The sequence below is a fragment of the Mesorhizobium sp. NBSH29 genome (assembly GCF_015500055.1).
Taxonomy (GTDB): Bacteria; Pseudomonadota; Alphaproteobacteria; order Rhizobiales; family Rhizobiaceae; genus Neomesorhizobium.
On the sequence record NZ_CP045492.1, the window covers coordinates 2,350,706 to 2,363,642 of the forward strand.

The window sequence follows — 12,937 nt, forward strand, 5'->3', positions numbered from 1 at the left end:
CCCCGAGACCACCGAAGCCGCCAAATCCACCTTTGTTGCCGCCGCCGATTCCTTGCGCCCCTGAAGGGCCGCTCAGGCAGAACACAAAGACACTAGTTGCAAGGACTGTGGCCAGCCGAAATTTGTTCGTTGCCATCATTCTCTCCTGTGTGTTTCGAATTGTACCCGAGCAAATTCGGGCGAGCACAAGTATAGGTTACAATAAAAATTGTCGCAGGAGATATTTAAAATTGAACATTGTTCTGTAGTGGCAAATAGAATAGCTAAAACTCTATCCATTTAATGTTGCAGTTGGTTGTAAAAATCCCGACCGCGCAAAGGAGTCTTCCTGTCCAGGAAGCGCGAACGACAGCGCTTGCACTCAAATTTGGCGGCGCTGATACCTTGCAGACGGCACCCCCTTCGCTGGGAGGGTGGTTCCCATTCCGGCGCGCCGATCCCGGAATTGATATCGCCTAGTACTGGAGCTAGGCGGTTATCCGTAGCCAGTTGACTGGACCTGCAAAAATTCGAAACTTCATAAATTTAGGCGAATGCTCTTCCGTCCTCTGACCGCTGGAAGGCAATTAGGTCAAGTTGTTCAGACGGCTTCCCGAGTGCGGTCAGTATCGTGTGGGCCTGACCACGGTGGTGGGTCTGGTGATTGAAAAAATGGGCAAGCGCAGGCGCAAGGCGCTGCGAGATAGTGCGCATATCGGTCACTGTCATATAGGTGAACCGTCCAGTCAGACCGTTTTGGTCAAGGCTTTCGATCCAGTCGCATATCCGTACATCCTCATAATTCCTGGCGACATTGAGGGAGGTGAAATCTGCATGTAAGATTGTATTGAGCGTTGCAGGGGCTTCACCTTCACCGGTGAATCGCTTCATCCACACACGGTCGGCAACGAGAATATGGTTCAGCGTTCCCATCATAGAGTGGAAGAATGCGCCGGTATCGCGCTCGAACTCTTCATCGCTCAGCCTTCCGGCGGCTGCGTAGATCCGCTGGTTGGCCCACTGATTGTAAGCGGCGAACATGGCATAATGCTTTTTCATTGACCCTGTCTTGTGGTTTGCGGAGAACGGAGCTTACCAGCCAGACGCGTCGCGCAGGAGAAGTCAATGACCATTTCACTCTATGATCTCGTCGGCAGTGATCCCGCCAGACCGTTCAGCCCGCATTGCTGGAAGACCAGGATGGCGCTTGCACACAAGGGATTGGATTTTACAAGCATACCGGTCCGTTTTACCGAAATTCCCAAAATCGAGGGCGGTGCGCCAAAAATTGTGCCTGTTATCCGAGATGGGGACACCGTCGTCGCCGATTCTTTTGCGATTGCTCTGTACCTTGAGGAGAATTACGCGGACCGCCCCACGCTTTTTGGCGGGGCGGGAGGAGAGGCGATGGCTCGCTTCATAGAACGTTGGTCGCAATCAACGCTGCACCCTTATCTGGGCTCGGCCGCATTAGTCGATATTCACGAGCGGCTGGGCGCGCAGGATAAGGAGTATTTCCGTTCAACGCGCGAGGCACGCTACAAAAGGACACTCGAGGAGGTCGTTGCCGGGCGCGAGGCCGGGCTGGTCGCTTTCCGCCATGCGCTCGAACCTCTGCGCCAGACGCTTGGGTTCCACCCTTGGATCGGCGGGCAAACCCCTCTGTTTGCAGATTACATCATTTTTGGTGCATTGCAGTGGATGCGCGTCATATCGCCCTTCCAGCCATTGGCGGAAGACGATGTTATCTCGGCCTGGTTCGAACGTTGCCTCGATCTACATGGGGCAGCCGGAAAGGCTGTGTCTGCCGTCGACAGCCGCTTCTGAGGACTGGGCATGCCAAAGCACGGGACGGGTTTCGTTCGACAGAAAATTGATCTAAAGACCCGCCACTTTCCGCTTTTACCTGCAAGGACACATGATGGCTATTGAACGCACTTTTTCGATGATTAAGCCCGACGCTACGCGTCGCAACCTGACGGGCGCTATTACACAGATGCTGGAAGACGCTGGCTTGCGCGTCGTCGCATCGCGCCGCGTTTGGATGAGCCGCCGCGAAGCCGAAGGTTTCTACGCGGTACACAAGGAGCGTCCATTCTTCGGGGAACTGGTTGACTCGATGTCGTCGGGCCCAACCATTGTGCAGGTTCTGGAAGGCGAAAATGCCATCGCCCGGAACCGGGAAGTGATGGGCGCGACCAACCCGGCAAACGCCGATGCTGGCACCGTCCGCAAGGTGCATGCCCTGTCGATTGGCGAGAACTCCGTGCACGGCTCAGACGCTCCCGAAACCGCACGCGAAGAAATTGCCTACTGGTTCTCCGGTACCGAAATCGTAGGGTGAATCAGTTTCTCGCCTGAGACAGCGAAGCTTTTGAAATAATATAAAAAACCGGCACTGAAAGTGCCGGTTTTTTTAATGCATATGCACCTATCCGCCGGAGTGGGTCGCAAGACCTCAGTTCTTCCAGCGCTCGATGGCAACAGCATCAATGTCCTTGGCATCGACCCAGTCACCTGATGATCCATCAGGTCTGTGTTCTTTTTTCCAGAACGGTGCCTTTGATTTCAGGTGATCCATCATGAAATTTGCTGCATCGAATGCGGCGTTGCGATGCGCCGAAGCAGCGATGACCAATACGATGTTTTCGCCGGGCAGTATTTTTCCATAGCGATGAATAGCCGTCATGCCGCAGAGCGACCAGCGCTGCATCGCTTCGGTTGCGATCCGTGACATTTCCGTTTCGGCCATGCCGGGGTAATGCTCCAGTTCGAGCGCTGCCAACGCTCCCTTTTCGTCGCGGCACAGGCCGGAAAACGTAACCACGGCCCCGATATCGCCGCGACCCGCCGTCACGGCGGAAATTTCGGCGGCAATGTCGAAATCCTCACTCTGGACGCGCACATTAGGCTGAGCGGAGATCGTCAAGGCTTCAGCCCCCGGTCATCGGCGGAAACAGTGCAATTTCATGCGCGCCGGCGATGCTCTGCTTGTGGTCGACATGTTCCTGATTGATAGCAACCCGGATCACCTCTGGAAACTGCAGCGCCGCCTCATACTCATCGCCGCGGCCCTTTAGCCAGTGCAATAAGTCGGCCACGGTCTTCACGTCACCGGGGGGCGAAAGATATTCCTCTGAGAGGCCAATGCGTTCTCGAACCCATGCAAAATAGATGAGTTTCACGGCTACTCTTCCATGATGTGCTTTACCCCAGCGCGGAAATAATCATAGCCAGTGTAGAGCGTGACGATCGCCGAGATCCAAAGTAGCACAATTCCCGTCTCGGTAGCGTAGGAAATCATCTTGTCCAAAGCCGGTCCAGCGAGCAGTACGGCAATGGCCAGCATCTGAATGGCAGTCTTCCATTTCGCAAGTTGCGTTACCGGCACGCTGACCTTCAGAGCCGCCAGATATTCCCGCAGGCCAGAAACAAGAATCTCGCGGCATAAAATGATAATGGCAGCCCACAGAGACCAGCCTGCAATGGTACGGTCGGTATCGGCGGCCAGCAGCAGCAGACAGGTAGCAACCAGCAATTTATCAGCGATCGGGTCGAGCATACGACCGATATTCGATGTCTGCTTCCAGGCGCGTGCAAAATATCCGTCAAAATAATCCGTGATGCTTGCCGCCAGGAAGATGCCCAGCGCCGACCAGCGGGCGAAATCCGTCGACTGCAACCTGCCTTCGAGAAAGAAGCAGAGCACCACCAATGGCACTGCAAGAATTCTTGCGTAAGTGAGGATGTTGGGAAGATTGAAGGCGCGTTGAGCCATGATGCCTGCTGCTATTTGTGATTGGGCTAGTCAAAGCAGCCCGCGATGGTGTGGGTCAATCGCAACAGCGCCATTGCGCGGTCAAAATTCGATAGTTTGAGTTCAAAATGTACCCATTTCAGCCGTTTTCGTGGAAATGGTTGTAAACTTGGCGCGCAATTGACTCCGAAATTCCCTCCACAGCCATCAAATCACCCATCGCTGCGCGACTCACCGCCTTGGCCGTTCCGAAGTGCAGCAGGAGAGCTCGCTTGCGACCGGGACCGATGCCGCCGATCTCATCGAGAGGGTTACGCACCAGCTCTTTCTTGCGCCGCGCGCGGTGGGTGCCGATGGCAAAGCGATGCGCTTCATCGCGCAGACGCTGCACGAAATAAAGGACAGGATCTCGTACGGGAAGCGAAAAGGATTCCCGTCCAAGCATAAAAAAGCGCTCACGCCCGGCTTCGCGGTCCTGACCTTTCGCCACGCCGATGGCAGTAACGAATTTTGAAACGCCAAGCTCATTAAGGATTTTCCGTACAGCCGACATTTGACCCTGGCCGCCGTCGATCAGAATCACATCCGGCCACGCGGGGAAGCCTGTGGCACCAAGATCCTCGTCCTCCATGATGTTGTTCTCGACAATTCCCGGTAGGCCCTGTTCCTTTAACAGCCTTGAAAACCGCCGCTCCATGACCTCCCGCATCATGCCAAAATCATCGCCTGGTGTGATATCGGTCGAGCGGATGTTGAATTTTCGGTACTGGTTTTTGACAAAGCCTTCGGGGCCGGCGACCACCATAGCTCCGACCGCTGCGGTGCCCATAATGTGTGAATTGTCATAGACTTCGATGCGCTGCGGTTGCTTTTCGAGGCCAAATGTTTCGCAAAATCCTTTTAGAAGCCGCGCCTGTGTCGACGTTTCGGCAAGTCGACGCCCTAGGGCCTCCCGCGCATTTTGTAGCGCGTGATCGACAAGGTCTTTCTTTTCGCCGCGCTGGGGCCTTGAAACATTGACTCTGTGACCGGCCCGGGTTGTCAGCGCTTCGGCCAGTATTGGTTGATCCTCAACATCGGTCGAAAGCAGCAGAAGTCGGGGGCATGGCTTGTCATCGTAAAATTGCGCGAGAAACGAGCCGAGTATTTCTCCAGCTTCCAAAGCCGGGTCGGCTTTGGGGAAATAGGCCCTGTTGCCCCAGTTCTGCCCGGTGCGGAAGAAAAACACTTGGATACAAACCTGACCGCCTTCCTGATGAATGGCAAAAACATCGGCTTCTTCAATCCCTTGCGGGTTGATTCCCTGGTGGCTCTGGACATGCGAAAGGGCAGCCAGTCGGTCGCGATAGATCGCGGCACGCTCGAAATCCATTTCTTCCGAAGCTTCCTGCATGGCCAGCGAAATCGCGGACTTCACGTTTTGGCTGCGGCCCGACAGAAAATCCTTGGTCTCGTGCACCAGTTCTGCATAGCTTTCGGCATCGATTTCGCCAGTGCATGGACCTGAACAACGTTTTATCTGGTAGAGCAGACAGGGCCTGGTGCGGCTCTCAAATACCGAATCCGTACAAGTCCTGAGGAGAAAAGCCCGCTGCAGCGAGTTGATAGTGCGGCCAACGGCGCCAGCTGAAGCAAATGGGCCGAAGTACTCGCCTTTTCGTGAACGCGCGCCACGGTGCTTGAAAATACCGGGAGAGGGGTGATCGTCCGTCATCATGATGTAAGGAAACGATTTGTCGTCGCGCATCAAAACATTGAAGCGCGGTCGCAACCGCTTGATCAGGTTTGCTTCAAGCAGCAGCGCCTCGGTTTCGGTACGCGTAACCACGAATTCCATCGTCGAGGTCTCACGCACCATCCGTCCGATACGGTTGGTGTGAAATCGCCCTTGCGCATAATTGGTGACACGCTTCTTGAGATTACGGGCCTTCCCCACGTAGAGAACGTCGCCAGCCGTATTGATCATGCGGTACACGCCCGGTGAATTGGGAAGCTGCTTGACTAGTGTCTGGATGACTTCGGCACCCAGCATACCCTCAGCGTCACCCGCATGGGCTTCCCAGTCGATTGCCACAAACGGCAATGCCGGTCCGTCAGTTGAGGGCGTGATGCCTAAACCGTCGGGAGTGAGGTCCTCGTCTTCCATCTCGGCACCCGGCAAAAAGCCTGCAATGTCATTGCTGGCTTTCGCATCATGCGTGCCAACAGGGGGCGTCTTTGTGTCGTTCGTCATTCCACCATGCCTGTCACATCCGGCGTTTCCCACGCAAGATGCTGCCCTCCGTCGATGGCGATCATTTGACCTGTAACCGACCGTGCCTCCCACAGGTACCTGATGGTGGCACCGAACTCGGTGAGATCAGGGCCATAACCCAGAAGCAGGCCATCAAGCTGGGCTTGAAAATCTCTTTGATCTTGCCGCTCATTGGCAAGCGTCGGTCCAGGGCCGAGGGCATTGACGCGAATGCGCGGCGCCAAGGCCTGTGCGAGCGTCTGGGTTGCCGTCCACAAGGCCGACTTAGAGAGCGTATAGGAAAAATGGCGGGGGGTCAGCCGCCATACACGCTGGTCAATGATGTTGACGATCAATCCTTCGTCTGAGGGAGGCAAGTGCTGGACAAAGGCATTGGCCAGCGCGACCGGTGCTTCCAGATGGATCCCGAAGTGCCGATCCCATTGGATCCAGTCAATCTCCGTCGGCCCATCGTCACCAAACAGCGATGCGGAGTTGACCAGGAGCCCGACAGGGCCAAGCTCCGCAACGACCCGGGGCAAAAGCGCCTTCATCTGATCGCGGTCGGTCAGGTCTGCACCGGCTGTCATGGCCGTGCCTCCTGCCGCCCTCACGGAATTCGCTAGTGATTCTGCTGCTTCGGCGCCACGATGGTAATGGATCGCGACCGCAAATCCATTCTGGGCAAGATCCTCGACTATTGCCCTGCCGATGCGCCGCGCCCCGCCAGTCACCAGCGCCGTTCTGATAGGTGCGGCCATCTACTCTTTCCTGTCGACGAATTTTTGGAGGTTTGCCCCAATCACACTGTCGGTTGCTTCTGCACTTGCGGCAGCAATATGGCATTGTGCTGCCTAGTCGCCCCTTGGCTCCGTTTTAAGGGGAGGGCGATACGTAGATATAGGTGCTCCAACCCCTTGTACCAAGCCGGCTTTAGATGGTTCCGCCAAGGTTGCTGACAGGGGTGTGGCTATTCCGCAACGTCACCCTTCCGCCTTTATCGAGCCGGAAAATCACCCATTTTCAGGTGCGCTGCAGCCTTATTTCGCGACGAAATTGGAACTGTCTGATGTGACAGCCGTTACCCCCGCGGTTTGTCAGAGGATCAAAATTGGAAAATGCCACGCGTTCGTTGTGGCTAAGGAGTTATGAAATGAAAGCCAATATGAAGTTCGCGCGTTCTACCGCGGCCGCCTTCGGGCTCATCGCACTCGGTATGGCCCCGGCCTTCGCAGCTGATGCTGTCATGGAAGATGCACCGGTGCCTGCTGCCCCTATGGAAGTGGCTCCGATCAACACCTGGTCCGGCCCATACGCCGGTGTGACCCTTGGCTACGGCTTTTCTAGCCGAACCGAGGTCGGTGATCCATCATTGAGGATCGACACCGATGGCTTCCTGGCACACGGCTTCGCCGGATATCAGATTGAGAACAACGGCATCGTCTACGGTCTCGAAGGCGATCTGGGTTACGGTGGCTACAAAGGTGAAAACGCCGGTATTGAATCAAAGGCAGGGCTCGACGGCTCGCTGCGTGCCCGCCTCGGCGTCGCTGTGACACCGGACGTCCTGATCTATGGTACCGCTGGTGGCGCATTGCAGAACATTGAGCTGCGGGATCAGATCACGGGCAGCAATGACAGCAACACCCATCTGGGCTGGACAGCTGGTGTTGGTACTGATGTGAAGATCACCCAGCAGGTGTTTGGCCGCCTTGAATACCGCTACACCGACCTTGGTTCGAAGGATTACGCGATCAACGGCGCAACTGTAGAATCAGATTCGCGCAACCACCGCGTGATGTTCGGCCTTGGTATGAAGTTCTAATCCAAGCGTAAAGTTATGTACTGCAAAGGGGCCGGACGGCAACGTCCGGTCTCTTTTGTTTGCCATGTCAGGCGGGAAGAAGCGCAACCAGCGCGGCGTTCTTCTCATCAAATTTTTTGGCCCAGCGCTTCAGCTTGGTTCGGCTTTTGGCCCACTGGCCAGGAAAACGCAGTTCCATATAAGCGAGCGTGGCGCGCAAGGCCATGTGTCCAGCATGTACCTTGCCGGTGAGCTTCGGCGGTGCGGCATTGAGTTCGTCCAGCGCCCTTTGCACTTTGACCATCTGGCGATCGATCCACGGCTGGTGAACTTTGTCTTCGGGGCGAAAGCGCCTTTCATAGACCTGCGCAAGCAGGCAATCGCAGATCCCGTCGGCCAGAGCCTCTAGCTTTTCAGCCTCGGTGCGCTTTTGCGGATTGCGCGGAAAAAGCACACCCTTCGATTGGCGGTTGAGATATTGAATGATCACCCGGCTGTCGTGAATTGCTTCACCCTCATCGGTTACCATGGATGGAATTTTGCCAAGCGGGTTGCTTGCTAGGAGCTCAGCAGGTTCTTTGCTGGCTTCTGTTGCAATGGCCTCAACGACGATGCCGGCGTGGAGCGCCGCCATCAATACCTTGCAGCTGTAAGGCGAGGCTGAACTGACATAGACTTTTGACATGAATGGTCCCCTGAAATTTCGAAACCGCAAGCTACGCCGATGGCACAGGTTGCAGCAACACCATCGCGAAAACATGCCTTGCGGCAAAAATTCAACCTGACCGCCCAACCCTCACCGGCGGCATGACGACCTTAGGCAGCCTGCAGGAACGGCGGTCAACCTCACGACAAGGTCGGAACTGAAGATCCTGCGTCATGCAAATTCGAACATCTCTCAGGAAGCGGCGATCGCAGTCAACGCTGATGCCTTCTTTGGAGAGCCCCGGATTGGAGTCCAGAAAAGCCTGCTCCGCCACGCTTGGCGCAATCGTCTGGTAAGTTTGCAACTGAACGAACTCCGGCGGTATTGAAATGCGCTCTCGAGCCGCGCGCAAAACCTTGAAATAGGATTTCTGAGAAAGACCAGTGCAGGTTCCGTGCTTACGCCATTGATGGCGTATCAAGCCGCCTGAAGGCATGATGTCATAAAGAGTACGCAGGGTTTCGCTTGAAACTTCCCTCTCTTCCGTCGTGCAATCCGCCGGATAGCCGCGTTCATATTGCGGCCAAAGCCCATGGACCACGAAGGCATACGGCCGCCCAGCGGAGCATTGCTGGCGGTTGGCGTCCTCACCCTCTGCCTCGCAGTAGCTGGGCGACCATGAAAGCGATAGAACGTAGAAATCAAATCCCGTACCTCTCGGTAATTCGGTTGAACCCTGATTTTCCGCTTGTGAAGCATTGCCGGCTATCGGAGTTGGTGCCTGATTTTCAGGTTCGCAACCGACAATCACAGACAACAGAGCGCAGAAGAACAGCGGAATTACAAATTTTAGGTGCATACCGATAATCGATGGTTAGCGGAGGATACGACAGCGACCGTTGTAGACGAGCCACTGATCGAAGCCCGAGACACAGAACTCCACATTGTCGCCGATCGAGGCAAATCCCTGACCTTCCTCAATCAGGTACCAGATCTCGCGGTGTTGGCCATCTGACAGTGATACAGTGGCGCCACAATAGCGTCGTCCTATCGGCCATTCATCTCTCGCAGGCAGATACTGATGCTGGTAAATGCGGTAGAATTCGGTAATCCCCACGTTGGGGAGATGCGGAACATGCCTGACTTGATAGTCGAAGCGCTTGCTGATCAGCCTCAACACCTTCGGCTCGCCGCAAATACCCTGATCTTCTTGGTACGTGCCGACAGCTAAATCTGCCGCCTGAGCCGTAGCCACCGGAGAAAGTGCATGTGTGAGGCCGATGGCGGCTACAAACAGTACAGAGAAAATTTTCATGGCACGGTCTCCGTCGTCCCCGATTCATCCGTTGAACGCAGGGTCAATGTGCAAGTGAAGAGTTTCACGGTCAAGGCGAACAACGCCCGATGAATTAGTATTCGTCTTGTGTGTCACCAACCAGCACTTCGCCTGCCAGCCACTCGGTTGCCCATTGGGCGTGCGGCGTCTCGGCAAGTACCTTTTTCAGTGCGGGCAGCAAGATGTCGAGTTCGGCCGCGAGTGAATAGGGTGGATTGACCACGATCATGCCAGTGCCGTCGAACCTTGGCTCGGACGAGGGGATGCGAATGTCAAACCGGATATCCAGAATTTTGGGTATGCCGCTTTGGCGTAGCGCGCTCCGAAAACGCTCCGCAGCCACGCGATCTTTTACCGGATACCAGAGCGCATAGATGCCGCCCGGCCAGCGCTTGTGGGCTTTGGCGAGCCCCTCGACCATCCGCTCGAACTCGCCCTCCAATTCGAAGGGGGGATCGATGACCACCAGGCCGCGCTTTTCTTTTGGGGGCAAATGCCCGCCCAAGGCTAGCCAGCCATCAAGCTCGAGAACACGAACCTGAAAGTCACCGGCAAAGCGGGCTTTCAAAGATTTTGCGTCATCCGGATGAAGCTCGATCGCAGTGAGCCGATCCTGTGTGCGCATGAGATGCCGCACGATCGCCGGCGAACCGGGGTAGAAATGTAAGGCTTTGTCCGGATTCATCGCATCAACCGTATCGAGGAACGGCTTGAGAAGATTCATGCTTTTGGGATCCAGCTTTGCGTCCTTCATTCTCCCGATACCGGTTCGCCATTCGCCGGTCTTCAGCGCTGGATTGGCGAAAAGATCGTAGACGCCGATCCCTGCATGCGTGTCGACCACGCGAAATGCCTTCTGCTTTTGCTTCAGATATTCGACAACACGCACCAGCACGATGTGCTTGACGACATCAGCGAAATTTCCGGCGTGGTAGGCATGACGGTAATTCATGATGGCTGCTTCTTTCGTTGCGTCGCTGCAACAATTGTTTTCCTGCACAGCGTCTACACGCCGGACACGAAAGCCGCTAGGTTCGCCGCATGAACGAACGCGCCAACATCCCCATCGGGCATTCTGCCTGCCCGCACGATTGTCCCTCAACCTGCGCTCTCGATGTAGAGTTGCTGGGACCGGGCCGCATCGGGCGTGTCCACGGTGCCCGCAACAACAGCTACACAGCCGGTGTGGTCTGCGCCAAAGTGGCGCGCTATGCGGACCGGATACATCATCCCGATCGACTCCTGAAGCCGTTGGTGCGTGCGGGAGCAAAAGGCGATGGCCTGTGGAAAGAGGCAAGCTGGGAAGCAGCCCTTGATATTGTCGCCGAAAAATTCATTTCGGCGGAAGAGAAACACGGGAGCGAAACGGTCTGGCCCTACTTCTACGCCGGCACCATGGGCCTGGTGCAGCGCGATGGCATCGAACGCTTGCGCCATGCCAAGAAGTACTCGGGTTTCTTCGGGTCGATCTGCACCAATCTGGCCTGGACCGGCTGGATGATGGGTGCGGGCGCTCTGCGCGGCTCTGACCCGCGCGAAATGGCAAAGTCTGACTGCGTGGTAATATGGGGCACGAACGCCGTCGTCACCCAGGTCAATGTGATGACCCACGCAATCAAGGCCCGGAAAGAACGTGGGGCCAAGATCATAGTCATCGATATTTACGACAATGCGACTATGAAACAGGCCGATCTCGGGCTGGTGCTCAAGCCCGGCACCGATGGGGCGCTGGCTTGCGCAGTCATGCACGTTCTGTTTCGCGAGAATCTCGCGGATCGCGCCTATCTCGAGAAATACACCGACGATCCCCATGGTCTGGAAGCGCATCTGGTGGACAAAACGCCAGAATGGGCAGCAGCTATCACGGGGCTTTCGGTCGACGAAATACAAACTTTCGCTCGCTTGGTTGGCACGACCAAGAAATCGTTCTTCCGTCTTGGCTATGGTTTTGCACGCCAACGCAACGGTCCGGTCAACATGCACGCCGCGCTTTCGGTGGCAGCGGTGACGGGCTGCTGGCAGTATGAAGGCGGCGGGGCCTTTCACTCCAATTCGGGTATGCTGAAGCTCAACACGGAGCTTCTTGAAGGAACGCGGCTGCGTGATCCGAAAATCCGCCATCTCGACCATTCGCGTATCGGCCCGGTATTGACGGGTGCAGCGGACGCGCTTTACGGCGGGCCTCCTGTCACGGCGATGCTGATCCAGAACACAAATCCGGCCAATGTTGCGCCCGAACAGCGCCTGGTAAAGCAGGGCTTTTTACGTGACGATCTGTTCACCTGCGTGCACGAACAGTTTATGACTGACACAGCAAAACTGGCCGATGTCGTGCTGCCCGCAACCATGTTTCTGGAGCACGATGACATCTATAAGGGCGGTGGCAACCAGCATATTACGCTCGGGCCCAAACTTATTGATGCTCCGGAAGGTCCACGCACCAACCATTTCGTCATCGAAGAACTTGCAAAACGACTGGGTGTCGCCGATCAGCCCGGTTTCGGCATGACGGAGCGTGAGCATATCGAACTGATGCTTGAGAAAAAGGGCCTAGGCAGCTTTGATAGCTTTCGCGCTGAGCGATGGGCTGACCTGCAGCCCGACTTCGAGACCGCGCACTTCCTCAATGGGTTCGGCCATGCGGACAAAAAGTTCCGATTCAAACCAGATTGGAGCGGCCAGGCAGCGCCAAACAGGCCGCCGAAAAGCATGGGCATTTTTGGCCCGATCAGTTCGTTGCCAGAGTATCCAGACCATGTAGATCTGATCGAGGTTGCAGACGCTGAACACCCGTTCCGCCTCGCGACATCACCAGCGCGAAACTTCCTCAATTCGAGCTTCACAGAAACACCAGTATCGAAGGCCAAGGAGGGCGGTAGGCCGCTCTTGCTGATCCGTTCCGACGATGCGCAGGAGCTTGGCCTAGCCGAGGATGACCGCGTTGAGATCGGCAATCAGCGCGGCGAAGTCGTGCTTCACGCAAAATTTTTCGACGGAATGAAGCGCGGTGTGGTGATTGCTGAAGGTATCTGGCCTAACGACGCTCATGAGCGCGGCGAGGGCATCAACGTACTGACCGGCGCCGATGCTCCGGCACCTTACGGCGGCGCCGCGTTCCACGACAACAAGGTGTGGGTACGACGAGCCTAGTCCAAGTCTTTTGGGCAAATGTAATCGACAAG

General features: G+C 56.0%; 14 protein-coding genes. 4 read left to right on the top strand and 10 right to left on the bottom strand.

Annotated features, from left to right (window positions below):
• Positions 1–525: 525 nt before the first annotated feature.
• Positions 526–1,038 carry a DinB family protein gene (locus GA830_RS11690; RefSeq protein WP_195162027.1) on the bottom strand — a complete coding sequence of 171 codons (513 nt, stop codon included), beginning with the start codon at positions 1,036–1,038 and terminating at the stop codon, positions 526–528.
• Positions 1,039–1,104: 66 nt separating this feature from the next.
• On the opposite strand from GA830_RS11690, the gene GA830_RS11695 reads away from it, so the two are divergent.
• Both GA830_RS11695 and ndk read left to right on the top strand, forming a co-directional pair.
• The gene (locus tag GA830_RS11695) at positions 1,105–1,806 is read left to right on the top strand and encodes a glutathione S-transferase family protein (RefSeq protein WP_195162028.1); all 702 of its coding nucleotides are present in this window, start codon (positions 1,105–1,107) and stop codon (positions 1,804–1,806) included.
• Positions 1,807–1,900: 94 nt separating this feature from the next.
• Positions 1,901–2,323, top strand: coding sequence for a nucleoside-diphosphate kinase (gene ndk / locus GA830_RS11700; RefSeq protein ID WP_195164920.1), 423 nt, complete (start codon positions 1,901–1,903; stop codon positions 2,321–2,323).
• Between the two features lie 114 nt (positions 2,324–2,437).
• Here the strand turns inward: ndk and GA830_RS11705 are convergent, their stop codons facing one another.
• The 5 genes from GA830_RS11705 to GA830_RS11725 form a co-directional block, all read right to left on the bottom strand.
• Complete coding sequence (locus GA830_RS11705) at positions 2,438–2,908, bottom strand: molybdenum cofactor biosynthesis protein MoaE (RefSeq protein ID WP_195162029.1); 471 nt, start codon at positions 2,906–2,908, stop codon at positions 2,438–2,440.
• Between the two features lie 4 nt (positions 2,909–2,912).
• Positions 2,913–3,164: a molybdopterin converting factor subunit 1 gene (gene moaD / locus GA830_RS11710; RefSeq protein WP_195162030.1), complete on the bottom strand. Its 252-nt coding sequence runs from the start codon at positions 3,162–3,164 to the stop codon at positions 2,913–2,915.
• A gap of 2 nt (positions 3,165–3,166) precedes the next feature.
• The gene (gene pgsA / locus GA830_RS11715; protein ID WP_195162031.1) at positions 3,167–3,757 is read right to left on the bottom strand and encodes a CDP-diacylglycerol--glycerol-3-phosphate 3-phosphatidyltransferase; all 591 of its coding nucleotides are present in this window, start codon (positions 3,755–3,757) and stop codon (positions 3,167–3,169) included.
• A gap of 118 nt (positions 3,758–3,875) precedes the next feature.
• Positions 3,876–5,882, bottom strand: coding sequence for an excinuclease ABC subunit UvrC (gene uvrC / locus GA830_RS11720; RefSeq protein WP_195164921.1), 2,007 nt, complete (start codon positions 5,880–5,882; stop codon positions 3,876–3,878).
• Positions 5,883–5,965: 83 nt separating this feature from the next.
• Positions 5,966–6,730: an SDR family oxidoreductase gene (locus GA830_RS11725; protein ID WP_195162032.1), complete on the bottom strand. Its 765-nt coding sequence runs from the start codon at positions 6,728–6,730 to the stop codon at positions 5,966–5,968.
• Positions 6,731–7,122: 392 nt separating this feature from the next.
• Between GA830_RS11725 and GA830_RS11730 the strand changes: the two genes are divergently transcribed.
• On the top strand, positions 7,123–7,794 hold the full coding sequence (locus tag GA830_RS11730; RefSeq protein WP_195162033.1) for an outer membrane protein: 672 nt from the start codon (positions 7,123–7,125) through the stop codon (positions 7,792–7,794).
• Positions 7,795–7,861: 67 nt separating this feature from the next.
• On the opposite strand, the gene GA830_RS11735 is transcribed toward GA830_RS11730, so the two are convergent.
• The 4 genes from GA830_RS11735 to GA830_RS11750 all read right to left on the bottom strand — a co-directional run bounded on the left by GA830_RS11735 (position 7,862) and on the right by GA830_RS11750 (position 10,707).
• Complete coding sequence (locus tag GA830_RS11735; RefSeq protein ID WP_195162034.1) at positions 7,862–8,458, bottom strand: glutathione S-transferase family protein; 597 nt, start codon at positions 8,456–8,458, stop codon at positions 7,862–7,864.
• Between the two features lie 91 nt (positions 8,459–8,549).
• Positions 8,550–9,278 carry a ribonuclease T2 family protein gene (locus GA830_RS11740; RefSeq protein WP_195162035.1) on the bottom strand — a complete coding sequence of 243 codons (729 nt, stop codon included), beginning with the start codon at positions 9,276–9,278 and terminating at the stop codon, positions 8,550–8,552.
• Positions 9,279–9,293: 15 nt separating this feature from the next.
• Positions 9,294–9,734, bottom strand: coding sequence for a hypothetical protein (locus tag GA830_RS11745; RefSeq protein ID WP_195162036.1), 441 nt, complete (start codon positions 9,732–9,734; stop codon positions 9,294–9,296).
• A gap of 94 nt (positions 9,735–9,828) precedes the next feature.
• Complete coding sequence (locus GA830_RS11750; protein WP_195162037.1) at positions 9,829–10,707, bottom strand: 23S rRNA (adenine(2030)-N(6))-methyltransferase RlmJ; 879 nt, start codon at positions 10,705–10,707, stop codon at positions 9,829–9,831.
• An 89-nt stretch (positions 10,708–10,796) separates the two neighbouring features.
• Here GA830_RS11750 and GA830_RS11755 point away from each other — a divergent pair, with 89 nt between their 5' ends.
• Positions 10,797–12,905 (top strand): molybdopterin-containing oxidoreductase family protein, encoded by a 2,109-nt coding sequence (locus GA830_RS11755; protein ID WP_195162038.1) that lies wholly within the window; start codon positions 10,797–10,799, stop codon positions 12,903–12,905.
• The last annotated feature ends 32 nt before the right edge of the window (positions 12,906–12,937 follow it).